The following is a 24,880-nucleotide window of genomic DNA, read 5'->3' as shown; positions in this document are numbered from 1 at the left end:
TCCCGAAACAGAGTGTCAGCGCCAGGCGCGCGCCAGCTTGAACGCGTCGTTGACGAGGCCGCCCAGACCTCGGGTCTTGCGGAACGCCGCGAAAGTCGCCGATTCCTTCTCCTTCTTCGGCGTGCCGTCGACGCGCACGAAGTTCTCCATCGCCTTGGCGACGAGCTCCGGATAGGTGAGGAAGAAATTGCGCGAGTTGGTGTGCAGGAGCGCCGGCATGTCCTTGTGCTTGCGCAGGTCCTTCATCACGAACGAGGCCTCGAGCGCGTCCGGGTAGCGCTTGAGATTGGCCTTGGTCATCTTCTCCTTGCGGCTCCTGACCTGGAAGATCGCCTCGGCGGCGATGCGGCCGGAGGTCATGGCCAGGTTCGAGCCTTCGCGGTGCACGGCGTTGTTGAGCTGGGCCGCGTCGCCCACGACCACCCAGCCGTCGCCGCATAGCTGCGGGACCGCCTTGTAGCCGCCCTCCGGGATCAGATGGGCGGAATATTCCTTGACCTCGGACCCTTCGAGCAAGGGCTTGATCGACGGATGCGCCTTGAATTTCTCCAACAGGCCATAGGGCGTCTCGCCCGACCGGGCGTAGTCGGAGACGAGGCAGCCCATGCCGACCGACAGGCATTCCTTGTTGGTGTAGACGAAGCCCATGCCGGTCATGCCCGCCGACACCGCGCCGGCGGCCTCGATCACCACGCCCTCGTCGCCCTTGACGTTGAAGCGGGCCTCGATCGTCTCCTGCGGCAGGAAGTGCATCTCCTTGACCGCGAGCGCCACCGTTTCCGGCTTCGGCGGCTCGCGCAGGCCGGCGCGGCTGCCGAGCAGGCCGTTGACGCCTTCGGCGAGCACGACCACGTCGGCATGCACGAGCCCGCCTTCGCGGTCGGTGCGCACCCCGACGCAGGCGCCGTAGGCGTCGAAGATCAGTTCGAGCGCGGTCGTCTCGGTCAGCACGATGGCGCCGGCTTCCTTCACCTTGCGTGAGAACCATTTGTCGAACTGCGAACGGATGATCGTGTAGCGGTTCGGCCGTTCCTCATTGAAGGAGTCGGAGCGATAGTGGACGCCGGTGTGCGCGTTCTCGCTCATCATCCAGAAGCGCTGCTCGATCAGATGCCGCTCGAGCGGAGCGTCCTCGCGGAAGTCGGGGATGATCGTCTCCAGCATGTCGGCGTACATGATCGCGCCCTGGACGTTCTTCGAGCCGGAATATTCGCCGCGCTCGAGCTGAAGGACCGAAAGGCCCTTCTTCGCCAGGGTGTAGGCCGCCGCGTTGCCGGACATGCCGGCGCCGACGACGATGCAATCGAACTTCTCGACCATGGACCTCGTCTCCTTCAGCCGGCGAGCCGGTCATTGGCGTGCGGAGAAATGCGCGCGCGGAACGCCTCGGTCAGCGCGGGCAGGAAACGGATGGCGTCGGTCGCGACCGCGAAGTGGGCGATATCGAGGATCGGCGCGTTGCGGTCGGTGTTGATCGCGACGATCAGGTCCGCGCCCTCGACGCCGACGCGGTGCTGGATCGCGCCCGAGATGCCGGCGGCGATGTAGAGCTTCGGCCGGATCGTCTTGCCGGTCTGGCCGATCTGCCTTTCGGCCGGCGCCCAGCCTTTTTGCACGCAGGGGCGCGAGCAGCCCCATTCGCCGCCGAGCACGTTGGCCAGCGCCCGCACGAGCTGCAGGTTCTCGCCGTTTTGCAGGCCGAGCCCGCCCGCGACGACGACGTCCGCATAGGCGAGATTCGACGTCTGCGACGAGCGGTCGGGGAGGAACTTGAGCACCTTGGTGACGATGCTCTCTTCCTCGAGGGCGACGGCGTGCTCGACCACCCGACCGATACGGCCCTCGTGACGCTCGGGCATCCGCATCACGCGCGGGCGCACCGTCGCCATCTGCGGGCGGAAATTGAGGGTGTAGATGGTGCACAGCAGCGAGCCGCCGAAGGTGGGCCGCGTCGCCGCGAGCGACTTGTCGGCGTCGACGGCGAGTTCGGTGCAGTCGGCGGTCAGCCCGGTCAGCAGGGTGGTGGCGACGGAGCCCGCCAGATCGCGTCCGAGATTGGTCGCGCCGAGCAGCAGGATCTCCGGCTTGTAGGTATTGACCAGCTCGGTCAGCGTCCGGGTGTAGGACTCGTTGCGGTACTCGGCGAGGATCGGATTCTCGACCAGGTAGACGACGTCGGCGCCATAGGCGAAGCTCTCGGCCGCCGCCTCGCGCGCTCCCGCGTCCGGCGCGCCGATCACGACGGCGCCGACGTCGACGCCGAGCTTGTCGGCGAGCTTGCGCGCTTCGCCCATCAGCTCCCACGACACCGGGTGGACGTGGCCGCGCTCGAGTTCGACCATCACCCACACGTGCTTGTAGGCCTTGAAATGTTCCGGCAGCTCTTTCTTCATCGCCGCCCGGCTGGGCGCTGCGGCGGTCTTGGGCGCGTCGGACATCGTGTTTCTCCTCACAAACCGGCGGCGAGCTGTTCGAGATCGGCCTGCATCGCGGGCTTCGCCTCGAACAGGGCTTCGATCAGGTCGTCGGCGGTCTCGCGCGACTTGGCCTTCACCTCGATCTGCTTCGCCTTCTCGGCGCGCGGCGCGGGGGCGAACACGCGTTTGACGACCGTCGGCGAGCCGCGCAGGCCGCACTTCAAGAGATCGGTGATGCCGGCGTCGGCGGCGCTCCAGGTCGTGATCTCGGCGCGCGCCGCGCGCAAGGCGCCCGCCATGGAGCCGCGCCGGATTTCGGCCGAGCCCTCGAGCATGGTGACGAGGCAGGGGAGCGAGGAGGACAGAACCTGCGTCCCGCCCTCGGCGCGGCGTTCGAGTTCCACCGTGCGCGCCTCGGCGTCGACCTTCGTCACCCGTGAGATGTAGGTGAGCTGGTTGAGCTCCAGACGGCGGGCGATTCCCGGGCCGACCTGCGCGGTGTCGCCGTCGATGGTCTGCTTGCCGGCGAACACGATGTCGGGGGCGCCCCAGGCGTCGCCGATCTTTCGGATCGCCTGGGCGAGCGCATAGCTGGTCGCGAGCGTGTCCGACCCGGCGAAGAAGCGGTCGGTCAGCAGCACCGCCCGGTCGGCGCCGTAGGTCAACGCCTTGCGCAGCGCGTCTTCGGCGGAGGGCGGCCCCATCGTCAGCACCGTCACCTCGCCGCCCATCTCGTCGCGCAGACGCAACGCGGTCTCGAGCGAGAACAGATCATACGGGTTGATGATCGTCGGCACGCCCTGGCGCATGATCGTGTTGGTGACCGGATGCACCCGGATCTGGGCCGAGTCCGGAACCTGTTTGATGCAGACTACGAAATGCATGCGCGCCTCCGCGACGACGGTTCGGAACCTCGGATGCACAGGTTGTGCCAACCGATCAGGCCTTTGATTCCTATTCGATTCATCGGTCGTGTCGGCGTCGGCCCGATCGTTTGCCGCCCTTCGCGACGCGGCGCTGTCGGGAACGCGACACGCTTTGGTTCACGGGTCGCCCTGGCGTGTGGAGCGCTCCGGGTCCGAGCGTTCCCCGGCGAACTGGTCGGCAGCGGCGCGCCGGACCGGCGCCGAGCGGCGGGATGGGGAGGGCTGCAGACCGCGAAGGGGCGCTCAGGGCGGGGCGTTCATCGCCGCCATGAGGGTTAATACGTATAACGAAGGATCGCGCCTTCTGCTCAAATGGGCATCCCCCGGGGCCGGCCGCGCACTCTCTGACGGCTGGGGCCGGAGTTCTCTCCGTGCCCGTCCTTTCGAGCGCCGCATGTCTACAAAGACAAGGCAAATTGCGCGGCGAGTGGACGGGCGATGCAACCGCAGTTTCAGGGAGAGTAACATGAAGCGCCTGAGCATCACGCTCGCCGGCATGGTTGCGGGCGGGTTCGTCATAGCCGGCGCCGCCAGTCTGGCGCCGATCCGGCACGCCTGCGCCGCGCAACCGCAGTTGAGCTATTCAGAGGACATCGCTCCCATCCTGAGGGGCTGGTGCGTGTCATGCCACCAGCCCGGAGGCGAAGGTTACAACGCCAGCGGCTTGGATCTCACAACCTATGAAGGAATGATGAAAGGGACCAAGTACGGGCCCATGGTGATCGCGGGCAAGCCCGATGTCAGCAACCTCTTCAGGCTGGTCAACGGCGACGCCAAGATCCAGATGCCGTTCCAGCACAGGCCGCTGCCCAACTGCCTTCGCCAGAATATCTGGTCCTGGATTTTCGAAGGCGCGAAGAACAATTGAGCGCCGGGCGTCGCTCGGGCGTCGCGCTATACCATCGCCCCGGCGCAACTCGGAATTGGACGTCTGCCCCGGGCCGGCGACCGCCAGCCCGGACGCCGCGCGTCGCCCGAAGCCCCGCAGGCGAGGCGATGTGCGCCTCGCCGCGCGCTGACGGGTCGAGGATCGCGCGAAAGGCGGCTGTCAGCGCGACGGAAGCGGCGCGATCTCGTCGAGCGCCACGAACGCGGTCTTGGGCGGAACCGGCCGCTCCGGATCGTGCTCCTTGAGCACCTTGAACACCCGCTGCGCCAGCGGCGAGGACGATTCGAAATCGGCGTAGGCGCGCGCCAGCACCGCCTTGGCGCGGGCGGCCGCGACCAGGTCCGGCAACCCCTCGAGGTCGTCGCCGGCCAGATATTCGCCCATCCGCTTGAGGATGTGCAGCCTGGCGACCCGCAGCACCGCTTCGTCGTAGGTCACGCCGAGGGTGGCGAAGAAGTCCTCGGCCGAGGACAGGCCCTTCAGGCGTTTGGCGATATCGGTCGGGTCGATGGGTTTGTCGTCGAGCGAACAGGACATGTCGATCTCCTTGTGACGGTCAGAACCGGCGGGGGTGGTCCTGGGCCGCTGTCGCGGCGCAGGCTTGCTCGTGCAGGCGAAGGACCTCGTCGATCGACAGCGCGCGCTTCCTGCGTGTCGCCAGGCTCCGCACCAGCGGAATCAGTCGGGCCGCCACCAGCGGGGGGAGCTCGACGCCGTGCTCGCCGAGCGCATGGGCGAGCGCCTTGGCCCCGGAATGCTTGCCGATGACGATGCGGTGGCGCCGGCCGAACAATTTCGGATCGGCGCCGCGATAGGTTTCGGGGTCGACCAGCAGTCCGGCGACGTGAATGCCGGATTCGTGCGCGAACACGTCGCGCCCGACGATCGCCTTGCCGTCGGGGACCGGGCGGCCGGAGGCGCGCGCGACGCGCTCGGCGAGCGCTGGAAGCCGCGCGAGGTCGAGGCCGGTCTTCAGGCCGTGCAGGCCTTCGAGCGCCGCCGCGACCTCGGCGAGGCAGGCGTTGCCGGCGCGCTCGCCGATCCCTCCGACCGTCACGGACACGTGGGTCGCGCCGGCGCGCACCGCGGCCAGCGTGTTGGCGGTCGCGAGTCCGTAGTCGTCGTGGCCGTGAAACTCGATGGCGAGATCGGACGCGCGGGCGATCGGCGCGACCAGGTCGTGCGCCCGGAACGGATCGAGGGCGCCGACGGTGTCCGCCAGCCGCAACCGGAACGCGCCCGCTTCGGCCACGGTCTCGGCGAGCCGCAGCAGATGGTCCGGGTCGGCGCGCGACGCGTCCTCGGCGCCGACCGCCACCTCGAAGCCGGCGTCGAGCGCCATCGGCACGTAGCGGCGCACCCGTTCCAGCGCCTCGGCCCGGTCGAGCCCGAGCTTGACGCTGAGCAGACGGTCGGACGCCGGGATCGACAGGTTCACCGCGTCGACGCCGGCGCGGCGCGCGGCGTCGATGTCGGCCTTGCCCATGCGGCACCAGGCGAGCACGCGAAGCCCGAGACCGCGCGAGGCGAGGACGCGCAGCGTCTCGATCTCCTCGTCGCCCATCGCCGGCGTTCCCGCTTCCAGTTCCGGCGCGCCGGCTTCGGCCAGCGCCTCGGCGATCGCGACCTTTTCCGCCAGCGTGAAGGCGACGCCCGGCGTCTGCTCGCCGTCGCGCAGCGTGGTGTCGTTGATCCAGACGTCTCGTTTCGGCGACGACGCGCGCGCTTCAAACATGGGCGACCTCGGGTTGGTCCGGCGTCCTGGCGACGGCGGCGCGCGGCGCGCCGCGGCGAAGCCGGGCGACGATCTCGGGCGCGACCGACAGCGCCCGGTCGATGTCGTCGTCGTCGCTGTCGCGCGACAGCGAGAAGCGAACGGCGCCGAATTCCGCCATCGGCCCGGCCATCGCCTTCAGCACGTGCGAGGGCGCGTTCGAGCCGGCCGAGCATGCGGAGCCGGTCGAGACCGCGATCCCTTCGCGGGCGAGCATGGTCGCGACCGCCTCGGCCTCGACATCGGCGAAGGCGATCGCGCTGGTGTTGGGCAGGCGCGCTGCGCGCGCGCCGAGCGCGAGGGCGTCGCGGATGCGTCCGATGAGACCGCCCTCGAGACGATCGCGCAGCGCCCGCATGCGCGCGGCGTCGCCGCGCAGTCGAGGCGCCGCGATCTCCGCAGCCTTGCCGAAGCCGACGATGGCCGGGACGTTCTCGGTGCCGCCGCGGCGCGCGCGCTCCTGCTTTCCGCCGGAGATCAGGGCTGTGAACCGGAAGCCGCGGCGCACGTAGAGCGCGCCCGCGCCCTTCGGGCCGTGGAGCTTGTGCGAGGACAGAGACAGGAGGTCGATCGCGCTTCGGTCGACGTCGATCGGCTCGCGGCCCGCGGCCTGCACCGCGTCGGTGTGAAAGATCGCGCCGACCGCCTTCGCCTCCTCGGCGAGCGCCTCGACCGGATGAACGACGCCGGTCTCGTTGTTCGCCCACATGATCGAGACGATCGCGACGCGCGGCGAGAGCGCGGCGCGATAAAGCTCGCGGTCGAGGCAGCCGCAGGGCAGGACGGGGATGCGACGGACCCGGATCCGTCCTTCCGCCTCGAGCCGCCCGACCAGCGCCAGGATCGCGGGATGCTCGACAGCCGAAACGACGATCTCGTTCCGGTCGGGCTTCGCGGCGAGGCCGGCGCGGATCGCTGCGTTGTCGCTTTCCGTTCCGCCGGAGGTGAACAGGATCTCGTCGGCGAAACGGGCGCCGACGAGGGCGGCGACGCGCTCGCGCGCGGTCTTCATGCCTTGACGACTCGCCGCGCCGAAGGCGTGCGCCGAGGACGGGTTGCCGAAATGCTCGACGAGATAGGGCAGCATCGCCGCGACGACGTCGGGATCGGGACGGGTCGTCGCGTTGTTGTCCAGGTAGACGGCCCGCATTGCCTCGCCCTTCAGACGGGAACCACCTTGACCGGGAAACCGAGCTTCTCGATCAGCTTCATGCGCACGCCGAGCACGGTCATCGAGGCGAGCTGGCAGCCGGAGCAGGCGCCGCTCATCCGGATGCGCACCACGTCCCCCTCGACGCCGACGAGGCAGCAATCGCCGCCGTCGGCCTGAAGGCGCGGGCGGAGCTCGGCGAGGGCGGCCTCGATCGCGGCGAGATGCTCCGGCCTGTCGAGGTTGCGCGCCGGCCGCGGAGCGCAGGCCGGACCGGCCGGCTGCGGCGCCCTCGCCACGGACGGACGGCGCTGCATGTCGATCAGGCGCACGCGCTCGGGGCGCGGAGGCTGGTCGTCGAAGGAAGGCAGGTCGCTCGGCGCAGCTTCGAACATGGGTGGGCTCCGCATCCGTTCAGGCGTCAGGAGAAGGACTTGCCGCAGGAGCACTTCGACGCGGCGTTCGGGTTGTCGAACACGAAGCCGGAGCTCTCCAGGCCGGCGACGAAGTCAACCGTCATGCCGGCGAGATGGGCCTGCGACTCGCCGTCGATGAACAGGACGACGCCGTCCTGATGCACGACCTCGTCGCCGTCGCGGGTGCGGGCCTCGAGGCCCATCATGTATTTGAAGCCGGCGCAGCCGCCGGTCTGGACCATGATGCGCAGCCCCTCGGCGGAGGGGGCGTCGGGCGCGGCGTTCTCCGAGGCGCGCGAGAGCGCGGTCTTGATCGCGGCCACGGCGTTGTCGGTCAGGTGGATCATGGGGCCTCCGGTATGCTCTGACGCGACTGCCGATGCACGCTCCGTGCCAAGCGCCAAAAGCTTGTTCCGACGCCGGTTTTCCGGGCTTTTCGGCCCTGTCGCAGATGCGACAATCGCCCGGTCGCGGGCGGGATTGTCGGGGGCGTTGTCCGAAACCGGCCGCGATGCATCCGGTCTTTCCGCCAGCGATCTAACCGGATCGTACATGAGCGCCCCCCTTCCCCAGCTTGCTGGGGAAGGGGACCCGCAGGGCCGGATGGGGTGTGGAAAGCAGGACGCCGCGTTGAAGGCTTCGCGCCGACGGTCATGCAATGCGGCTTGCGCCGTCGGTGCACGGCAAGCACGGAAGGGTAGAGGGTGCGCCGTGGGCGGCGCCGTCCGTGTGATCCGGTCGAGAGTCACGCCACGGCCCACACCCCATCCGGCGCTTGGCGCCACCTTCCCCAGCAAAGCTTCAGCAAAGCTGGGGAAGAGGGCGCCCGCCCCGAGTTGTGTGGATGCAGGAGGTCGTTGGCCATGTCGGCGCCGAAGACCCGTCCCGCTACGCGCGCGCCCACACTTCGGAGCGCACGCGGCGGCGCGGGCGCCGGCGGCCGGCTTTATGCGGCGGTCAGCGCGCGGCTCGTCTGGGCGAGGCGGCTGATCCCGTCCTCGTCGCCGAAACACGAGGAAAAATCCCTGCACACCGAGCAGTGCGGCGCGGAGCACAGGCTGAAGCCCTCGAGATCGCAGATGCGGCGATAGAAATATTTCTTCCAGCGCATGTTCTGGACATTGCCGTCGTGCAGTTTCGGGAAGTGGCGCGCCAGCAGGCGCCCGAGTTCGCCGCGATTGAACAGGCCGAGGTCCTGCCACAGGTGGTCGTCGCGCATCGACCGGCGCGAAAGGATCGCGACCAGCCAGGAGGCGGCCTCGTCGTCGCGGGCGCGGTGATCGGCGAGCAGCGCGCGCAGCAGGACTTCCTCGTCCTCGAGCGCCGGCTCGCCCTCCCTCCACAGGGGGAACGGCAGCGCGCCGAGCGGAAAGCGGGTGGCGATGAGGCGGGCGAGCGCCGCGCCGGTGAGGCCGAGGGCGTCGGTCAGGCTCGCGATTCCGGCCGCCTCCTCGGTCAGTCCGGTCGCCAGGACGCAGGCGAAGACATGATCGTCGAAGGCGGCGCCGTCGTCGGCCTTCGGAGTCTGCGCGGCGCGCAGGGCGGCATAGCGCTCGTCGAACATGGTTGCTCCCGTGCAACGCCGGGCGCGACCGGCGGCCGCGCCCGAGGGCCTGTATCGGCGCGCCCGTCGCCCGCGTGACCGCGGCGGACGCGGTCGGCGACCGCTCTACAGGGCGCTGTCGACGCGCTGCAAGATCGGCGCCTGTCGCGAACCTTACGCGCCGACCGCCTCGGCCGGGGCGTGCGTCTGGCAATTGCTCGGGCACACGCGCGAGCAGGCGCCGCAGCCGATGCAGGCGCCGGCGTTGTCGATGACCATGATCTTGCGGTTCAGCTCGCCGTCGAAATCGTCGTCGTCGTCGTCGCCGGTGATCTTGCCGAGCAACGCGCCGTCCTCGTCGACGCCGTGCAGGTGCATGACGTCGCGGGAGCACACCTTGAAGCAGCGGCCGCAGCCGATGCACTTGTCGGGGTTGATCGCCGTCAGGTATTCCGGCGTCCAGTCGGAGCCGTCACGGGTGGTGAAGGGCATCACACCGCCTCCAGTTTCGCGAGCGTCTTGCGGGCGGCCTCGAGCGCGACGAAGGCGTCGTAGGCAGCCTTGGCGACCTCCGGGATCGACGTCCAGTTGACCGGCAGTTCCTCGGACAGGTCGTGCAGGTTCATCTTGGCGTTGGTCGCTCTCGCGGACAGCTTCTTGATCTCCGCCTTGAGCGCGTCAGCGTCGGACATGGGTTTGCCTCCTAACGTTTCCAGAAGAACAGCGTCCTTGCGAGCCGAAGGCGAAGCAATCCATGCCGCGCCGCGCCGGCGGGGAGATCGGTTGCTTCGTCGCTGCGCGCCCGCAAGGACGGCCATGGGTGGTTTCAGACGTCGACGACGTTGGGGTAGGCGTCGATCCACTTGCAGGCCTCGTCGACCAGCTTTTCGCCGGCCTCGGCCAGCTTCTCGAAGCTTTCGAAGCCGAAGCGGTGGATGTCCCTGAGGCTCTTCGAGATGACGACGAGGCGGCCCACCGTCAGGATCACCCGGCCAAACCCCTCGTGCGACATCTTCATCATCGGCGAGGCCATGCGGCCGGTGACGCGTTCGATGTCGAGGCCGACGGCGATGTAGAACTTCTCGACCCGGTTCATGACGTCGGGGTCGGGATCGCCGATGATCGGGATCTCCCGCCGCTGCTCCTTGGTGACGATGAAGTCCTTGAGCACCTTGGAGTCGGGAAATTTCTCCCACACGCCATAGGCGTCCTCGGCGCGCCACACGCCGATCAGGGTCTTGACGAAGGGCGAATCGAGGCCGGCAGGCTTCGCGGTCGTGTCAGTCATGCGGTTCAATCCTCTTCGAAGTCGGGCTTGGCCGGCCCGACGCCGGCGCTCGCCAGCACCTTGCGCAGCCACGGCGGCGGGGAGCCGGCGAGCATGGCGCGGGTGCGCTCGAGCACGTCGGCGATCGGGGCGGCCTGCGGCGTCTTGATCGGGTGGATGCGCGCCGACACCACCTTGGCGGCCGCCGGGCCGCCGATGGCCAGACAGAACAGGAGATGGCAGCCCTCGAGCGCCGCCACCTTCGGGCCGATCTTGTCGTCGCCGTCGGTCTTGTGCGAGCCGGTTTCGTCGGAGGTGTCGCCGAAGCCGACCGCCTCGACGAACTCCCAGCCGTCCCTGGTCACGTCGTAGATGGCGAACTTCGGCGCCGACCCGAAATGCGCGTTGAGACCCTTCATGTCGCGTGTCGCGATGGCGACCCGCACGATTCCCGAGGCCGGCGGCCGCCGGGTCGGGGCTTCGTCGTCAGTGTTGACGATTTGCAGACGCCGCACGGCGGCCATCGGTCATCTCCCGGTTGAGGAACGGGTTGAGGGAATCGGGCGTCACGTCGTGGCGGGCGCCCTCGAAGATGTTGGCGGCTTCGAAGATCAGGTCGCGCGCGCCCCGGTAGCCGACCCGCAGCTTGTGCTGGCTGCCGAGCCGGTCGAAGATCGGGAAGCCGACCCGCATCAGCGGCGCGCCGAGGCGCTCGGAGGCCTGGCGGCCGTGGCTGTGGGTGACGAGAAGGTCGGCGCCCTCGGCCATCGCCTCGAAGTCGCCGAGGTCGCCGATCTTGACGGCTTCGCAGGGGACGTGGTCGAGGACTTTCGAGTGGCCGGTCGTGGTGACGGCGGCGTGGATCTCGGCCCCCATGCCGACGAAGAAGCTGGCGAGCCCGTAGAGCAGGTCCGGTTCGGCGGCGATCGCGACCCGTTTGCCGGAAAAGTGGAAGTGGCCGTCGAGCAGGGCGTCCTGCAGTTGCGCGCGGCTGCGGCGGATCGAGGCCGGCGCGGTCCTGCCCGAGAGTTCGGTCAGCAGGGCGACGAAACGGTCGACCGCCTTCAGGCCGTGGAGATGGCGGAAGAGCGCGTAGTCGACGCCGGTGAACGCCTGGATGCGCTCGGCCGCGGCGCGCATGTGCTCGCCGATGGCGATGGTGAAGCGCGCGTCGCCGAGCGAGCGGATGTCGTCGATCGCCGTTCCGCCGTAGGTGGTCGGAATCCAGCGCTCCGGCACCGTCCCGTCGAGCGCGCCGGAGATGTCGGGAAAGACGACGGGTTCGAGGCCGAACGCTTCGACCAGCGCGCGGATGTGCTCGATGTCGGCGACCGTCAGGTGCGATCCGGGCAGGATGTTCACCCGGCGCGCGTTGCGCCGGGACAGGACCTCGCGGCGGGCCATCGCCTCGATCATCGCCACGACCGCCTTCGACCAGCCCTCCTCGATCGCGCCGTCGAAATCCGGCGTCTTGGCGAGGGCGATCTCGGTTCCGTCGAGCTCGACGGCGCGGCGCGCCCGGATCGCGGCGATCTCGCCGGCGAAGTCCTCGCCGCGCGTTTCGACCAGCGCGGTCGTCGCGACGCCGATGAAGGCCGGCTTGGCGCGCGCCTTGAGGTTGAGGATCGCCTCCTCCAGGTGGTCGGCGCCGCCGAGGATGGTCGCGACCTCGTCCATCGCGGTGGTCTGCAGCGGGATCGTCTCCTTGAAGTGGCGCACGAACAGCACCAGGGCGAAGGAGGTGCAGCCCTGCGAGCCGTGGAACAGCGGCACCGCGCCGGCGACGCCGAGATAGGCGAACGCCGCGCCGAGCGGCTGCGACGACTTCAGCGGATTGACGCTCGCCGCCTTCGAGACGGGAAGGATGGTGGTCATCGGGGACTCCAGCGTCGACTCCTTCCCCAGCTTGCTGGGGAAGGCGGCCCGAAGGGCCGGATGGGGTGTGGGCCGCAGCGTCGCCGTTGGGCGGATTGCACGAACCTTGCTGCGAGCTTGCGGGGGGAGCGTCCTGCTTTCCGCACCCCATCCGTCGCCTTCGGCGGCGCCTTCCCCGCTTCGCGGAGAAGGAGGAGCGTCACGACATCGATGCCGGCGCGGATCGGGCTCGCCCGCATGGTCAGCACTCGCCCATGTCGTCGGCGGTGGTCGCGGCGAACTTCCTGCGCGTGCGCGCGACGAAATCGGCGTCGTCGTCGACCGCCGCGATCCTGCCGCCGGCGGGCAGGTCCCAGGGGGCGGGCGCGCGCACGGCCTCCCAGACGGGATTGTGGATGGCGAGGTCGATCTGGCGCACCATCTCGACCATACCGTCGTAGCCGGCGTAGGGGTGATGGCGCTCCTGGTTGATGTCGAGCCAGGGCGTCTTGGCTTTCAGCGCGATGAACTGGGTGCGGCCGCCCGACAGCATGATGTCGGCCTTGCCGCCGGCGAGCATGGCGTAGAGGTCGCGCGGCGCCATCGCGTCGAAGGCGTGCTTCTCGTCCTTGAGCAGCGCCTTGATGCGCGCCTTGTCCTCGTCGGTCGACTTCTTGGTCGAGGTGCCGACGATCTCGACGCCGATCTCCTGAAGGGCCGCCACCACCGACCAGGACTTGACGCCGCCGGTGTTGAGCAGCACGCGCTTGCCGGAGAGACGCTTGCGGTACGGTTCGAGCCGCCGCCAGACCCGCGCCTCCTCTTCGGCGATCAGGATTTCCGTGCGATCGAGCAGCGCGCGCTCGGCGCCCTCGCGCACCAGCAGCGTCGCGAGCTGGCGCAGCGCCTCCGAGGTGTCGGAGACGCCGTAGAACGAGCCCTCGAACCAGGGGATGCCCCAGCGCTCCTCCATCTTGCGGGCGAGCGTGATCAGCGCGGTCGAGCACACCATCATGTTGACGCGCGCCGTGTGCGCGCCGGCGATGTCGAGATAGCGCGCGTCGCCCGGCACGCAGGCGCGCACCCGCATGCCGAGCTTCTCGAGCAGCGGCTTCACCATCCAGAATTCGCCGGCGAGGTTGAACTCGCCGAGGATGTTGACGTCCATCGGCGACACGTCGTCGGGCTCGTGCGAGCCGATCACATGGTCGAGCAGGGCTTCGCCGGCGAGCTTGTTGCCGAGGTTCTTCGAGCCGACGAAGCCGGGGGCGTGCACCGGCACGACCGGCGTACCGAAGCGCTCGGAGGCGCGGAAGCACACGGCGTCGAAATCGTCGCCGATCAGCGCGGTGACGCAGGTGGCGTAGACGAACACGGCCGGCGGCCGGTGCGCCTCGATGATTTCCCGGATCGCCTTGAACAGCTTCTTCTCGCCCTGGCCCATCACCACGTCGAGTTCGGTGAGGTCGGTGGTGAAGCTCATGCGCCACAGGCCCGGGCCGGACGAGGCCGCGCCGCGGTTGTCCCAGGAATTGCCTTCGCAGGCGAGCGGTCCGTGGATGAGATGGGCGACGTCCGTCACCGGCTGCAGCACGATCTTGGCGCCGTCGAAAGCGCAGCCGCCCGCGGCCGCGCCCGGCGTCAACGGCTTCGAGCAGCCCTTCTTGCGCGCGTTGGCGTCCTTGGCTCGGTTGGTTTCGCAGGCCGGCTCCTGAAAAAGGGCCTGGACGCGCGCTTGGCTCGACATGGGGCTTGCCTTCTCGAAGGAGGGGTGCGCGGCCCCGGGCGCTCAAGGGCGCCCGGGACCGCACGGTGTCGTCACCGGGTCAGGTCGTACGAGTAGTCCGTCTTGCCGGGGACGATGGTGTCGGCGTCGAGCTTGTCGAACACCTTGTCGAGGAGCGTCGTCAAAACCCGCAAGCCGCCCTGATAGCCCCACAGCGGGAAGCGGTGGTGGTGATGGCGATCGAAGATCGGGAAGGTCAGGCGCACCAGCGGCGTTCCGGTGTCGCGCTCGAGATACTTGCCGTAGGAGCTGCCGATCAACAGGTCCACCGGCTCGGTGAACAGCAGCGAGCGCAGGTGCCACAGGTCCTTGCCGGCCCAGATCTTGGCGTCCCTGCCGAACGGCGAAGCGTCGAGGATCGGCCGAAGCTCCTCTTCCCAGGCCTTCGTGCCGTTGGTGGCGAGGCAGTGGATCGGCTCGCCGCCGGTCTCCATCACGAAGCGCGCCATCGCGGTGACGAAGTCCGGGTCGCCGTAGATCGCATACTTCTTGCCGTGCAGATGGGCCTGGCTGTCGGCCATGGCGTCGATGAGGCGGCCGCGCTCGAGGCGGATCGACTCCGGGATCGCCTTGCCCGAGAGCGCCGAGATCTTCATGAGAAGCTCGTCGGTCGCGCGCACGCCCATCGGATAGTGGAAGGACGCGGTCTCGTGGCCGACGCTCTCGGCGTAGTCGAGCGTCTTGCGGGTGTTCCAGCGCTGCAGCGACACGGTCGCCTTGGCGTTGAGCGCCGCCTTGACGTCGTCGATCTTGGTGCCGCCGTCATACATGCGGAACTCGCCGTCGGAGGGCGTGTCGAACTGGTCGGAGGCGTCGGACAGGATGGTGTAGTCGACGCCCATCGCGTCGAGCAGACGCTTCAGCTCGCGATTGTTGCCGACGCAGAAACCGTCGAAGCCGGGGATGATGTTGATCGCGCCGTTGGCGGTGCGCTCGGCGCCCTTCCAGAAGTGCTCGAGGATGCCCTTGACCGCTACGTCGTAGCCGTCGACATGGCTGCCGACGAAGGCCGGCGTATGGGCGAACGGGACGTCGAACTCCTTCGGCACCGAGCCCTTGTTCTTGGCGGTCTCGATGAAGGAATGCAGGTCGTCGCCGATGACTTCCGCCATGCAGGTGGTCGACACCGCGATCATCTTCGGGGCGTAGAGCGAGTAGGTGTTGGCGAGGCCGTCGACCATGTTGTTGAGGCCGCCGAACACCGCGGCGTCTTCCGTCATCGACGAGGAGACCGCGCTGCACGGCTCCTTAAAGTGGCGCGACAGATGCGAGCGATAGTAGGCGACGCAGCCCTGCGAGCCGTGGACGAAGCTCATCGTCCGCTCGAAGCCGGCCGAGGCGAACACGGCGCCGAGCGGCTGGCACGCCTTGGCCGGGTTGACGACCAGCGCTTCGCGGGCGAGGTTCTGCTCGCGGTAGTCCCAGGTCTTGGTGAAATCGGCCTGCTCGGCGACCTTGGCGTCGCCGACGCCGCATTCGAACATCTTCTTCTTGGCGAACATGTCCTGGTATTCCGGCTCGCGGAACAACGGGGCGTGATCGAGCACCTTTTCTGCTGACTGTGGCATCGCAATATTCCTCTGTCGCCGGGCCGCGCCATACGGCGGCGCCGGAGGGAATGGACTTCGGGTTCGGCTGGGGGCGGCGCGCCGTGTCGGGCGCGCCGCGTCAGGGTCGGATCACTCGGCGGCGATCGCGAGCTCCTCGGGCTGGATCCAGGGCGCGTCGAACAGGTCCCAGACGGGATTGTTGATCGCCAGATCCATGTCGCGCGCGAAGATCGCGAAGCCGTCGTAGCCGTGATAGGGGCCGGAATAGTCCCACGAGTGCATCTGACGGAACGGGATGCCCATCTTCTGCACCGGGTATTTTTCCTTGATGCCCGAACCGACGAGGTCGGGACGGATCTTCTCGACGAACTTCTCGAGCTCGTAGCCGGTCACGTCGTCATAGATCAGCGTGCCCTTCTTCACGTAGTGGCCGGTGCGCTGGTAATCGTCGCCGTGGCCGAACTCGTAGCCCGTGCCGACGATCTCCATGCCCAGGTCCTCATAGGCGGTGATGACGTGGCGCGGCCGCAGGCCGCCGACGTAGAGCATCACCGTCTTGCCTTCGAGGCGCGGCCGGTACTTGGCGACCACGGCGTCGACCATCGGGCGATACTTGGCGATCACCGCCTCGGTCTTTTCCTCGATTTCCGGACCGAAGTGCTTGGCGATCTTGCGCATGCTCAGTTCGATCTGCGACGGCCCGAAGAAGTTGTACTCCATCCAGGCGACGCCGTACTTCTCCTCCATGTGCCGGCAGATGTAATTCATCGAGCGGTAGCAGTGGATGAGGTTGAGCTTGGCCTTGGGCGCCCGCTCGACTTCCGCGAGCGTCGCGTCGCCCGACCAGTTGCCGACCACGCGCAGACCCATTTCCTCGAGCAGGATGCGCGAGGCCCAGGCGTCGCCGCCGATGTTGTAGTCGCCGATCACGTTGACGTCGTAGGGGCCGACTTCCCACTCGGTTTCCTTCTTGTCGAACACCCAGTCGCGGATCGCGTCGTTGGCGATGTGGTGGCCGAGCGACTGCGACACGCCGCGGAAGCCTTCGCAGCGCACGGGCACGACGGTCTTGGAGATCTCCTTGGCCTTCTTCTTGGCGACCGCCTCGATGTCGTCGCCGATCAGGCCGATCGGGCATTCCGACTGGATGGTGACGCCGTTGTTGAGCGGGAAGAGCTGATCGATCTCGGTGATGATCTTCTCGAGCTTCTTGTCGCCGCCGAATACGATGTCACGCTCCTGGAAATCGGAGGTGAACTGCATGGTGACGAAGGTGTCGATGCCGGTCGAGCCGATGTAGTAGTTGCGGCGCTGCGACCAGGAATATTGCCCGCAGCCGACGGGGCCGTGGCTGATGTGGACCATGTCCTTGATCGGGCCCCAGACGACGCCCTTCGAGCCGGCGTAGGCGCAGCCGCGCACCGTCATCACGCCGGGGACCGACTTGATGTTCGACTTGACGTCGCACTCGGTCAGCAGGGCGTTTTCCGTCTCCGCGGCTTCGGCGACGGGCTTGGCGACGTTCAGGTGCTTCTTGCGCCGCTTGGCGAATTTGTCGGGATAAGCGGTCAAGACATCGGCGATCAGCGCTTCCATCTTGGCTTCGTGTTCGGTGTCGAGGCTCATGGCGCTCTCCAGTACGGGGGAGGAGTCGGCCGCCGGGTTCAAGGGCCGGGGCCGACCGTCGGGTTAGTGAGCGGCGGCGCGAGCCGCGGCGGCCGCTTCCTTGGCCTGGAGTTCGGCCAGCGCCTGCTCTTCCGTCTTCATGATGCCGAATTCCATCAGCATCTCCTCGAGCTCTTCCATGGTGATCGGGGTCGGGATCGTGCCCTTGCCCGAGTTGTCGTGGATCTTCTGCGCGAGATTGCGGTACTCCTGCGCCTGCTGGCTGTCGGGCGCATATTCGATCACCGTCTGGCGGCGCAGTTCCGCGTGCTGGACGATGTTGTCGCGCGGCACGAAGTGGATCAGCTTCGAGTTCAGGCGCTTGGCAAGCGCCTCGGCCAGCTCCAGCTCCTTGTCGGTCTGGCGCTCGTTGCAGATGAGCCCGCCCAGGCGCACGCCGCCGGAATGGGCGTATTTGAGAATGCCCTTGGCGATGTTGTTGGCGGCGTAGAGCGCCATCATCTCGCCGGACATGACGATGTAGATTTCCTGCGCCTTGTTCTCGCGGATCGGCATGGCGAAGCCGCCGCACACCACGTCGCCGAGCACGTCGTAGGAGACGTAGTCGACGTCGTCATAAGCGCCGTTCTCTTCGAGGAAGTTGATGGCGGTGATGACGCCGCGGCCGGCGCAGCCGACGCCCGGCTCCGGTCCGCCGGACTCGGTGCACTTGATGCCCTTGTAGCCGACCTTGAGGACGTCCTCGAGTTCGAGGTCCTCGACCGAGCCCGCTTCGGCGGCGAGGCTCAGCACCGTGTCCTGCATCTTGGCGTTGAGGATGAGGCGGGTGGAATCCGCCTTGGGGTCGCAGCCGACGATCAGGATCTTCTGTCCGAGATCGACCAGCGCCGCCAGCGTGTTCTGCGACGTCGTCGACTTGCCGATGCCGCCCTTTCCGTAGAATGCGATTTGGCGAAGTTTGCCCATGGCCCGTGTTCCTTTCGCGAGTGGCCCAATGGGCCCGTTGGAAGATTCGGCAGCGCGACGGCGCCGCCTCGCGGACCTAGGTCATCAAGGATCGTGCCAAGTCCTGTAGCGACCTAAAATAGAAACGATATCAACAGCGTAGGCAAGATCGTCCGCTACCGCCGGCCACACCGACACCATGTCGCGACCGCGACAAAACCCGACAGGGCGTGTCGAGGCGATTGAGCGGGACGCCGGATCGCATATCCTCGGCGCGGCGTGAGTGGATGAGCGCAGGATGGCGCGAGCGCCTTATGAGCAGGATGTCGTCGGCTGGGCTGAGGAGCAGGCGCGTCTCCTGCATGGCGATCGGCATGGGCGCCGCCCCAATGGCTCGGAAAGGAACCCTGCCGCCCAGTTAAAGACGCATTTTGCAGCGCCGCCGCTGCGCTGCGGCGTCCACACCTAAGCTTTCTTGAGCTTCGCGCGGATCTCGGCATATCTTCGAAGAGCCACTAGATCAGTCTGGCTTGCATTGGCAAGCATAACGACGTTTATCGGTAATATTGTTATTTCCATCGGTCAGAAGCACGTCTTCTTCAATACGCCAGCCTCGTAAGTCTATGACGTCAGATTGCTTTCTTGCTTTTGAAATTGCCGTCTCTTTGTTCGGTACTTCTGGGGCTGCTATGAAGAATGTCGTTCCCCATGCAATCTATGCACTATTATTCCTAAAATAAGAATCGCTTACTATTCCACTAGATGTAGTATGCGCATTTTCGGTATAAAGGTTTAAGTTTCGCCCGTCTCTTTGTTCTTTCTGTAAAGGGTGACTGAGACGCCATTGTTGTCTGCGATAATCCTTGCGGATACTCCCTCCGGAAAATCGCATCGCAATGTCACGACATCCGACGCCAAGGCAGACGTGATGTGAGACAAAATAACACTAGCGAACAGGAAGGTAGGTCGAGCGTCTCTTATGACCATCTCACTCCCCCGTAGCTCCAAAATCGCAACATTCCGATCCGGTTTCGGCGGAGGTCATTTCGGTTTTCCGAGAAGGAGCAACCGTACCTGCCAGTTTATCGTGGTGCCCAAAATCCGAGAGCGTGCCCGCTGGACACCTGGGAAGAAACTGCTCGCAGCGGCAGCGGCCTCAGCCCAGGAGCGCTTCTACTGCTTCGGCGAGGGGAACGTCAATTACCTCGATCATCTGGGCGTGTAAGAACTTCCGCTCGTTGCGGGTTAGCATCGCGCGCTCGACGACGCCCTGTCACGACGGCAACAGAAGCCGACAGGTTGTATCTGAGGCGATTGAGCGGGGAACGCAGACTGTGTATTCTCGCCTCGGGCCGGAGGATGGCCGCCGGGATGACGCGAGCGCTTTACGAGACAGACGTCGTACTCTGGGCGCAGGAGCAGGCGAGGCTCCTGCGGGAAGGCGCCTTCACGCGCCTTGACATCGAACACCTCGCCGACGAGATCGAAGACGTGGGCAAGGCCGAACAGCGGGAACTCGTGAGCCGGATGGCCGTCCTCCTCGCGCATCTCCTGAAGTGGCGGTTTCAGCCACAGCTTCGCACGAAGAGCTGGCGAGATACGATCGACATTCAGCGCAAGAGCGTCGTGCGTCGCCTCCAGGCGACGCCCAGCCTGAAGGCGACGCTCCACGATCCGGAATGGCAGGCCGACATCTGGCTCGACGCGCTGAAGGCGGCGATCGGCGAGACGGGGCTCGATCGAGCGGTGTTTCCCGCCGCGTCGCCGTGGACGGTCGAGCAGGCGCTCGATCCGGAGTTCTGGCCGGACGAGGCGTGACCTACAGATCCGTCATTGCGAGGAGCGCAGCGACGAAGCAATCCACTCGCTGCGCCAGCGGCATGGATTGCTTCGCCTTCGGCTCGCAATGACGGTTGTAACCCAACATCAATTCATCCCGCCCTACCCGATGATCGCCCCGGCCGCCTCGGCGAGCGGCAGGTCGATCACCTCGATCAACTGGTCATCGAAGAATTTTCGCTCGTTGCGCGTCAGCGTCGCAGGCTCGGCGACGGCGAAGTGCGGACCCTTCGATGGTCGAAAGATCAAACAATATCAATAAAATAGGCCAGATCGAGCGCGACGGCCGAGGGCGCCGACACCATGTCGCGACCGCGACAAAACCCGACAGGTCGTGTCGAGGCGGGCGAGCCGGGGCGGAACGTTGCCGTCGCCGGCGCGCGGGTCGGCCGCCGCGTCCTCGCGCATCGCGTCGGGTCGGCGACAAAGGCCCGGCCGGCGCGCCCGACCCGGCATCCTCCGGTCCGGCCTTTCCGGCTCGCGGTCGCCGCCCGGACGCGCTAGACTCGAGTCGTGATCGAGACGTCGTCGCCATCCGTCGGGGAGGCGACCATGAGGGGACCGCCATGACCGCGCGCCGTTCCGGCAGCGCCGATCTGCCGCTGCACGGCGGGCGCGTGCCGCGCTGGCTCGGCGAGCGGATGACCAGACTGGGCGCCGTCGTCGCGCAGGCGATCGTGCTCGAATACGGCCGCGACGAATTCCTGCGCCGGCTCGCGCATCCGTTCTGGTTCCAGTCGTTCGGCGCCGTCATGGGGATGGACTGGCACTCGTCGGGAATCACGACCTCGGTGATCGGCGCGCTGAAGCGCGGTCTCGAACCGCTCAGCGGCGAACTCGGCCTGCACGTCTGCGGCGGCCGGGGCGCGCACTCGCGCAAAACCCCGCACGAACTCGTCGCGATCGGCGAGCGGGTCGGCTTCGATGGCGAAGCGCTCGCGACCGCGAGCCGCCTCGTCGCCAAGGTCGACAGCGCCGCGGTGCAGGACGGCTTCGACCTCTATCTGCACGGCTTCGTGGTGGCCGACGACGGGCGCTGGGTCGTCGTGCAGCAGGGCATGAACGGCGACCGGCGCCAGGCGCGCCGCTATCACTGGCTGTCCGAGGGCTTGCGCAGCTTCGTCGAGGCGCCGCACAACGCCATCGACGGCGAGGATCAGGGGGTGATCGTCAACCTCACCGACGCCCGCGCGGAAGGCTCGCGCCGCGGCCAGGTCGACCTGCTGACCGACCTGGGGCCGGACCGGATCGCCCGAGAGGCGGCCCGGATCGAAGCCGCGGCGGCGCCGCGGCCGCTCCCGTCGCAGCCGCTGCTTCCCCATCTCGTCATGCCGGCCCGTCACGACGTGCGGGCGGAAGATATCGTGGTCAGGCGCCTGCACGGCAATCTCGCCGCCGCGGCCGACCGCGGCCCGAAGGATTTCGCCGCGCTCCTGCTCGTCCCGGGGGTCGGCGCGCGCACCGTTCGCGCGCTCGCCCAGGTCGCGGAAGTGGTGCACGGCGCGCCCTACCGGTTCAGCGATCCCGCGCGCTTCTCGCTCGCGCACGGGGGAAAGGACCGCCATCCCTTCCCGGTTCCGCTGAAAGTTTACGACCGGACGATCGCGGTCATGAAGTCGGCGGTCATCAACGCCAAACTCGGGGCGACAGAGGAACTCGCGGCCATTCGGCGGCTCGACGACGAGGCGCGACGGCTCGAGCGCGCGGCGAGGGGTCCATCGGTCGAGGCGCTGTTCGCCGCGGAGCGGTCGGCGTCGCACGCGCTCGGCGGAATGAGCGTATTCGGTCCCGAACCTCGGCCCGACGCCGACGAAGGCTGCGCTCGCCATCGGCGGTGACGCGCCCCGCTGCAGGGTCGCGGCGGGCCTTCGCCCTCGCTATTCGACGGTCGAAAGCTTGATCGTCGCAGGGAGCGCGACGTCGGAGGGGAAGGGTTGATCCAGGGGCGCGGACGGGTCGGTCTGCGACGCCCGGCTTACGTGTTCGAGGACGCCGAGCGCCAAAGACCGCGCTTCCTGCTCGGGAAGGATCTTCATCAGCGAAAGGTTGGCCAAGCCGTGCAGGGCGCCGTAGGACACCATCGCCTTGGCGCGCCGCTGCGCGTCCGAGTCGCCGCTCGCGCAGCCCAGCCTCTCCACGATCGCAAAGGCCTCGGCCGCCGAATCGCGCAAGGTCTCGTGCTTGTCGCGCTCGGTCAGCAGCGGCCCGAACATCAGCCGGAACAGACCGGGCTGGGTCAGGGCGAATTCGATATAGGCGAGACCGATGTCGACCGTCGGGTCCGGTCCGTGCTGCGCGCCCTTCAACGCTTCCGTCAATTCCTGAAAGCCTTCGGCCGCGACAGAGGCCATCAGGTCTTCCTTATTGGTGAAGTGCCGGTAGGCGGCGGTCGGGGAAACGCCGATTTTGCGGGCCAGATCGCGCAGACCGATTTGTTCCGGGTCGCCGCCTGCCTCGAGTCCCTGTCTCGCCGCGGCGTGCAACGCCGACGGCACGCTTCCGTGGTGATAGTTTCTCCTGACGATAGGCTCTTTTCGAGTCCCGCCAGCCGCGTCGTCCCGCATGTCTTCAGCCACGTCACCACCTCGTCCCCATTCGCGCCGCCTATGACCCCGGCATCGCGGCGCGCGTCAGTCCGGACCGACCGACTATGTCAACAGGCGTACCCTACGCGACGAAAAACGTCCTGTCTTGATGATTGACGCCAATTGCTTTGCCTTTTCCGCCACCAGACCGGGCGGGACAGGCTGAATCGATCGCCGCCTCAAAGTGAACGCCGGCCGGGACCGCCTTGTTCCAAAGGGCGCGCTGAAAATCAGGGCGCGCTATTCTGCCGTAACGGACTCACGCCGCCAATGCGACGATTGGGCGCGGCCGGCGCGAAAGCCGGACGCCCCGTCACGCGTCGGCGCGCCCGAAAGCCGCGCCCCGGGCGCTGTCGATCAGGCGGCCGTCGCCGCTTTGGTCCCGGCGCGGCTGGCGTTGGCGAAGATCTGCTGCGCCAATTGTCGAGCGTCCGGCGTCGGCACCACGTTTTCGATGAACAGCGAGGACAAGCCGTGAATGAGACTCCACGCCGCCATGCCCGCGTTGTCCTTGTCGCCTTCCGCCTCGCCGGAGAGGCCCGCGCGTTCGATGACCTGGAACGCGGCGTCGGCCGCAGCGCGCAGGGCGGGGTACTTGGTTCTTTGGGCGAGCAACGGCCCGAACATGAGCCGGAACATGCCGCGTTTGGTGAGGGCGAACTCGAGGTAGGCGAGGCCGATCGCGACCACCGGGTCCGGTCCGGTGACGGCCGCCTGCAGGGCCGCGGTGAGCTCGTGGAAGCCTTCGACCGCGACCGACGCCATCAGGTCGTCGCGGCCTGAGAAATGCCGGTAGGCCGCAGTGGCGGAGATGCCGATGCGGCGGGAAAGCTCGCGCAACCCGACGTCCTCTGGATTGCCCGCTTCGAGCATCTGGCGGGCGACATTGCGCAACGCCGCCGGCACGTTCCGGTGGTGATAGGTGGGCCGGAACAGGGTCCCGTAGGAATGGGGACTGGTGATTGCGATGTCTTGCATTTGAACGGCGTTTCCTTGATCGCGTTGCGTCCCTGGGGCTTGGCGGAGTTCCGCCAACGTCGCCACCTTCCACCCGTTCCCGGTCCGGAATGCGGGTCCGGGACGGAAAGCCGAGTGTACGAAGGTATACTTACGCCCGCACCCCTCCGCCGTCTTGATTATGGACGCCAAATCCGTAGCTTTTCGCGCCATCCAGATGGCGACCTGTCGCAGGACGTCGGCCGCGCTCCGCGCCGGGCTGTCGCTAGGCTTCCCGGCCGGCGAGGACTTTCGACCGGATCAGCGGATCCCCGCGAACCTGCGACGGCGAGGCGCCGGTCCAGCGACGGAAGGCGTGGCTGAGCGACCCCGCGTCGCCGTAGCCGAGCAGCGCGGCGATCTGATCCGCGCTCAGATTCGGTTCCGCGACATACTGCAGCGCCAGCGCCCGGCGCAGGTCGTCGAGGACGTCGGAGAAGGTCGTGCCCTCTTCGGCGAGCCGCCGCGCGAGCGAGCGCGAACTGGCCCCGAGCGCGTTCGCGATCGCGTCGATCCTGGCCTCGCCCCGGGGCAACAGTTTCAGGATCTCGTTTTCCACCGTCAGGCGCAACGAGGCGATCCGGTCGCCGCGCTGCGCCGCCACCCGGTCGCAATACGGCTTCAGGATGCCCAGAAGCCGCTCGTCGGCGGCGGCGACCGGAATGTCCAGGGTCTCGTTCGAGAACTCGAGTCGATCCGAGGGCGCGTCGAACCGGACCGGACAGGAAAAGTAGCGTTCGACCTCCCGCACCCCGAAACTTCGGTGGTGCGCGAACGTCACCAGCGCCGGACTGATCGGGCGCCGGGCGATCTCGCGCAGGATCCGGACGATGACGGCGAGGTGGTATTCGGCGGCGTGCTTCAGGTGTCGGCGCGGGAGCCCGACATAATCCAGTCTCGCCACCGCGTCGGCGCCGGAGGAAAACGCGACGCGCAATTGCAGGGAGGCGTTGCCGATCACAATGTATTGCGCGAGCAGCGTCACCGCTTGCCGCAGCGTCGCTGAGGCGTTGAACAGGTAGTACAGGAGGCCGGCGTCGCGCGGATCGGTCCCTTCGGCCATGCAAATGCCGAATTCCGGGCTATCCGACGCCCGGGCGGCCAGTTCGATGAACCGGGCCTCCGCCTCGGCGGGCACCATGAGATCGCGATTGGTCAGATCGAGGCCCGCAAGACCAGATTGCTTGAGCAGCGGCTTCGGATCGATCCGGCGCGCGGTCAGCAAATCAATAGCCCGGCGGGAGCCAAGACCCGCCGTTGTCACCATGCCGCGTCGAGTCGGAATCCGCGGCAGCGTCGTCATTCCGCCCGATAAAC

At 67.5% G+C, this 24,880-nt stretch carries 25 protein-coding genes; 3 read left to right on the top strand and 22 right to left on the bottom strand.

All coding sequences use genetic code 11. The annotated features are described in order from the left end of the window. Positions 1-15: 15 nt before the first annotated feature. Genes DFR50_RS27425 through DFR50_RS27415 form a run of 3 tightly spaced genes read right to left on the bottom strand, consistent with a single transcriptional unit; the run spans position 16 to position 3,301 of the window. Entirely contained in the window at positions 16-1,320 is a 1,305-nt protein-coding gene (locus DFR50_RS27425; protein ID WP_113892829.1) for an FAD-dependent oxidoreductase, read from the bottom strand. A gap of 14 nt (positions 1,321-1,334) precedes the next feature. Then, on the bottom strand, positions 1,335-2,438 hold the full coding sequence (locus DFR50_RS27420; protein ID WP_113892827.1) for an electron transfer flavoprotein subunit alpha/FixB family protein: 1,104 nt from the start codon (positions 2,436-2,438) through the stop codon (positions 1,335-1,337). 11 nt (positions 2,439-2,449) lie between these two features. Further along, complete coding sequence (locus DFR50_RS27415; RefSeq protein ID WP_113892825.1) at positions 2,450-3,301, bottom strand: electron transfer flavoprotein subunit beta/FixA family protein; 852 nt, start codon at positions 3,299-3,301, stop codon at positions 2,450-2,452. Positions 3,302-3,809: 508 nt separating this feature from the next. Between DFR50_RS27415 and DFR50_RS27410 the strand changes: the two genes are divergently transcribed. Then, on the top strand, positions 3,810-4,211 hold the full coding sequence (locus DFR50_RS27410) for a c-type cytochrome domain-containing protein (protein ID WP_170153421.1): 402 nt from the start codon (positions 3,810-3,812) through the stop codon (positions 4,209-4,211). 180 nt (positions 4,212-4,391) lie between these two features. Here DFR50_RS27410 and nifW read toward each other — a convergent pair whose 3' ends face one another. The 15 genes from nifW to nifH form a co-directional block, all read right to left on the bottom strand. Next, positions 4,392-4,769, bottom strand: coding sequence for a nitrogenase stabilizing/protective protein NifW (gene nifW, locus DFR50_RS27405; protein WP_113892821.1), 378 nt, complete (start codon positions 4,767-4,769; stop codon positions 4,392-4,394). 19 nt (positions 4,770-4,788) lie between these two features. Beyond that, positions 4,789-5,967, bottom strand: a complete 1,179-nt coding sequence (gene nifV, locus DFR50_RS27400) for a homocitrate synthase (RefSeq protein ID WP_113892819.1) — start codon at positions 5,965-5,967, stop codon at positions 4,789-4,791. Continuing rightward, positions 5,960-7,156, bottom strand: coding sequence for an aminotransferase class V-fold PLP-dependent enzyme (locus DFR50_RS27395; RefSeq protein WP_113892816.1), 1,197 nt, complete (start codon positions 7,154-7,156; stop codon positions 5,960-5,962). Before DFR50_RS27395 ends, nifV begins: the two co-directional genes overlap by 8 nt. 11 nt (positions 7,157-7,167) lie before the next feature. Beyond that, complete coding sequence (locus DFR50_RS27390; protein WP_245428180.1) at positions 7,168-7,551, bottom strand: NifU family protein; 384 nt, start codon at positions 7,549-7,551, stop codon at positions 7,168-7,170. 26 nt (positions 7,552-7,577) lie between these two features. Beyond that, the gene (locus DFR50_RS27385) at positions 7,578-7,919 is read right to left on the bottom strand and encodes an iron-sulfur cluster assembly accessory protein (RefSeq protein ID WP_113892813.1); all 342 of its coding nucleotides are present in this window, start codon (positions 7,917-7,919) and stop codon (positions 7,578-7,580) included. A 599-nt stretch (positions 7,920-8,518) separates the two neighbouring features. Continuing rightward, complete coding sequence (locus tag DFR50_RS27380; protein ID WP_113892811.1) at positions 8,519-9,136, bottom strand: nitrogen fixation protein NifQ; 618 nt, start codon at positions 9,134-9,136, stop codon at positions 8,519-8,521. Positions 9,137-9,289: 153 nt separating this feature from the next. Beyond that, entirely contained in the window at positions 9,290-9,607 is a 318-nt protein-coding gene (gene fdxB, locus DFR50_RS27375) for a ferredoxin III, nif-specific (protein WP_113892809.1), read from the bottom strand. Then, positions 9,607-9,807, bottom strand: a complete 201-nt coding sequence (locus tag DFR50_RS27370) for a CCE_0567 family metalloprotein (protein ID WP_113892807.1) — start codon at positions 9,805-9,807, stop codon at positions 9,607-9,609. The genes fdxB and DFR50_RS27370 overlap by 1 nt, the downstream gene beginning before the upstream one ends. A gap of 134 nt (positions 9,808-9,941) precedes the next feature. Further along, positions 9,942-10,403, bottom strand: coding sequence for a NifX-associated nitrogen fixation protein (locus tag DFR50_RS27365; protein ID WP_113892805.1), 462 nt, complete (start codon positions 10,401-10,403; stop codon positions 9,942-9,944). A gap of 5 nt (positions 10,404-10,408) precedes the next feature. Beyond that, complete coding sequence (nifX, locus tag DFR50_RS27360; RefSeq protein ID WP_113892803.1) at positions 10,409-10,906, bottom strand: nitrogen fixation protein NifX; 498 nt, start codon at positions 10,904-10,906, stop codon at positions 10,409-10,411. Continuing rightward, positions 10,869-12,257: a nitrogenase iron-molybdenum cofactor biosynthesis protein NifN gene (gene nifN, locus DFR50_RS27355; protein WP_113892801.1), complete on the bottom strand. Its 1,389-nt coding sequence runs from the start codon at positions 12,255-12,257 to the stop codon at positions 10,869-10,871. The genes nifX and nifN overlap by 38 nt, the downstream gene beginning before the upstream one ends. 241 nt (positions 12,258-12,498) lie before the next feature. Next, entirely contained in the window at positions 12,499-13,983 is a 1,485-nt protein-coding gene (gene nifE, locus DFR50_RS27350; RefSeq protein WP_113892799.1) for a nitrogenase iron-molybdenum cofactor biosynthesis protein NifE, read from the bottom strand. Between the two features lie 71 nt (positions 13,984-14,054). Next, positions 14,055-15,590 carry a nitrogenase molybdenum-iron protein subunit beta gene (gene nifK, locus DFR50_RS27345; protein WP_113892797.1) on the bottom strand — a complete coding sequence of 512 codons (1,536 nt, stop codon included), beginning with the start codon at positions 15,588-15,590 and terminating at the stop codon, positions 14,055-14,057. 111 nt (positions 15,591-15,701) lie between these two features. After that, positions 15,702-17,198, bottom strand: coding sequence for a nitrogenase molybdenum-iron protein alpha chain (nifD, locus tag DFR50_RS27340; RefSeq protein WP_113892795.1), 1,497 nt, complete (start codon positions 17,196-17,198; stop codon positions 15,702-15,704). A 63-nt stretch (positions 17,199-17,261) separates the two neighbouring features. Further along, a complete protein-coding gene (nifH, locus tag DFR50_RS27335; protein WP_113892793.1) occupies positions 17,262-18,164 on the bottom strand; it encodes a nitrogenase iron protein in 903 nt (300 codons plus the stop codon). Between the two features lie 1,350 nt (positions 18,165-19,514). Here nifH and DFR50_RS27330 point away from each other — a divergent pair. After that, positions 19,515-19,961, top strand: coding sequence for a DUF29 domain-containing protein (locus DFR50_RS27330; RefSeq protein WP_113892848.1), 447 nt, complete (start codon positions 19,515-19,517; stop codon positions 19,959-19,961). A gap of 123 nt (positions 19,962-20,084) precedes the next feature. Here DFR50_RS27330 and DFR50_RS32370 read toward each other — a convergent pair whose 3' ends face one another. Next, entirely contained in the window at positions 20,085-20,231 is a 147-nt protein-coding gene (locus DFR50_RS32370; protein WP_170153420.1) for a hypothetical protein, read from the bottom strand. Between the two features lie 317 nt (positions 20,232-20,548). Here DFR50_RS32370 and DFR50_RS27320 point away from each other — a divergent pair, with 317 nt between their 5' ends. After that, the gene (locus tag DFR50_RS27320) at positions 20,549-21,820 is read left to right on the top strand and encodes a DUF763 domain-containing protein (RefSeq protein ID WP_113892789.1); all 1,272 of its coding nucleotides are present in this window, start codon (positions 20,549-20,551) and stop codon (positions 21,818-21,820) included. A 39-nt stretch (positions 21,821-21,859) separates the two neighbouring features. Here DFR50_RS27320 and DFR50_RS27315 read toward each other — a convergent pair whose 3' ends face one another. The 3 genes from DFR50_RS27315 to DFR50_RS27305 all read right to left on the bottom strand — a co-directional run bounded on the left by DFR50_RS27315 (position 21,860) and on the right by DFR50_RS27305 (position 24,788). Further along, entirely contained in the window at positions 21,860-22,558 is a 699-nt protein-coding gene (locus DFR50_RS27315; protein ID WP_147262951.1) for a TetR/AcrR family transcriptional regulator, read from the bottom strand. A 366-nt stretch (positions 22,559-22,924) separates the two neighbouring features. Next, positions 22,925-23,545: a TetR/AcrR family transcriptional regulator gene (locus tag DFR50_RS27310; protein ID WP_170153419.1), complete on the bottom strand. Its 621-nt coding sequence runs from the start codon at positions 23,543-23,545 to the stop codon at positions 22,925-22,927. 244 nt (positions 23,546-23,789) lie between these two features. After that, positions 23,790-24,788: an AraC family transcriptional regulator gene (locus DFR50_RS27305; RefSeq protein ID WP_170153418.1), complete on the bottom strand. Its 999-nt coding sequence runs from the start codon at positions 24,786-24,788 to the stop codon at positions 23,790-23,792. Between the last annotated feature and the right edge of the window lie 92 nt (positions 24,789-24,880).

This window comes from Roseiarcus fermentans (genome assembly GCF_003315135.1).
In the GTDB taxonomy this organism is placed as follows: domain Bacteria; phylum Pseudomonadota; class Alphaproteobacteria; order Rhizobiales; family Beijerinckiaceae; genus Roseiarcus; species Roseiarcus fermentans.
Note: the sequence above shows the minus strand (reverse complement) of the source record. Positions and strands in the feature narration are given on the sequence as shown.

Coding starts and splice junctions, on each gene's coding strand:
- DFR50_RS27425 (WP_113892829.1), bottom strand. CDS start 1,320: ATGGTCGAGAAGTTCGATTGCATCGTCGTCGGCGCCGGCATGTCCGGC.
- DFR50_RS27420 (WP_113892827.1), bottom strand. CDS start 2,438: ATGTCCGACGCGCCCAAGACCGCCGCAGCGCCCAGCCGGGCGGCGATG.
- DFR50_RS27415 (WP_113892825.1), bottom strand. CDS start 3,301: ATGCATTTCGTAGTCTGCATCAAACAGGTTCCGGACTCGGCCCAGATC.
- DFR50_RS27410 (WP_170153421.1), top strand. CDS start 3,810: ATGAAGCGCCTGAGCATCACGCTCGCCGGCATGGTTGCGGGCGGGTTC.
- nifW (WP_113892821.1), bottom strand. CDS start 4,769: ATGTCCTGTTCGCTCGACGACAAACCCATCGACCCGACCGATATCGCC.
- nifV (WP_113892819.1), bottom strand. CDS start 5,967: ATGTTTGAAGCGCGCGCGTCGTCGCCGAAACGAGACGTCTGGATCAAC.
- DFR50_RS27395 (WP_113892816.1), bottom strand. CDS start 7,156: ATGCGGGCCGTCTACCTGGACAACAACGCGACGACCCGTCCCGATCCC.
- DFR50_RS27390 (WP_245428180.1), bottom strand. CDS start 7,551: ATGTTCGAAGCTGCGCCGAGCGACCTGCCTTCCTTCGACGACCAGCCT.
- DFR50_RS27385 (WP_113892813.1), bottom strand. CDS start 7,919: ATGATCCACCTGACCGACAACGCCGTGGCCGCGATCAAGACCGCGCTC.
- DFR50_RS27380 (WP_113892811.1), bottom strand. CDS start 9,136: ATGTTCGACGAGCGCTATGCCGCCCTGCGCGCCGCGCAGACTCCGAAG.
- fdxB (WP_113892809.1), bottom strand. CDS start 9,607: ATGCCCTTCACCACCCGTGACGGCTCCGACTGGACGCCGGAATACCTG.
- DFR50_RS27370 (WP_113892807.1), bottom strand. CDS start 9,807: ATGTCCGACGCTGACGCGCTCAAGGCGGAGATCAAGAAGCTGTCCGCG.
- DFR50_RS27365 (WP_113892805.1), bottom strand. CDS start 10,403: ATGACTGACACGACCGCGAAGCCTGCCGGCCTCGATTCGCCCTTCGTC.
- nifX (WP_113892803.1), bottom strand. CDS start 10,906: ATGGCCGCCGTGCGGCGTCTGCAAATCGTCAACACTGACGACGAAGCC.
- nifN (WP_113892801.1), bottom strand. CDS start 12,257: ATGACCACCATCCTTCCCGTCTCGAAGGCGGCGAGCGTCAATCCGCTG.
- nifE (WP_113892799.1), bottom strand. CDS start 13,983: ATGTCGAGCCAAGCGCGCGTCCAGGCCCTTTTTCAGGAGCCGGCCTGC.
- nifK (WP_113892797.1), bottom strand. CDS start 15,590: ATGCCACAGTCAGCAGAAAAGGTGCTCGATCACGCCCCGTTGTTCCGC.
- nifD (WP_113892795.1), bottom strand. CDS start 17,198: ATGAGCCTCGACACCGAACACGAAGCCAAGATGGAAGCGCTGATCGCC.
- nifH (WP_113892793.1), bottom strand. CDS start 18,164: ATGGGCAAACTTCGCCAAATCGCATTCTACGGAAAGGGCGGCATCGGC.
- DFR50_RS27330 (WP_113892848.1), top strand. CDS start 19,515: ATGACGCGAGCGCTTTACGAGACAGACGTCGTACTCTGGGCGCAGGAG.
- DFR50_RS27320 (WP_113892789.1), top strand. CDS start 20,549: ATGACCGCGCGCCGTTCCGGCAGCGCCGATCTGCCGCTGCACGGCGGG.
- DFR50_RS27310 (WP_170153419.1), bottom strand. CDS start 23,545: ATGCAAGACATCGCAATCACCAGTCCCCATTCCTACGGGACCCTGTTC.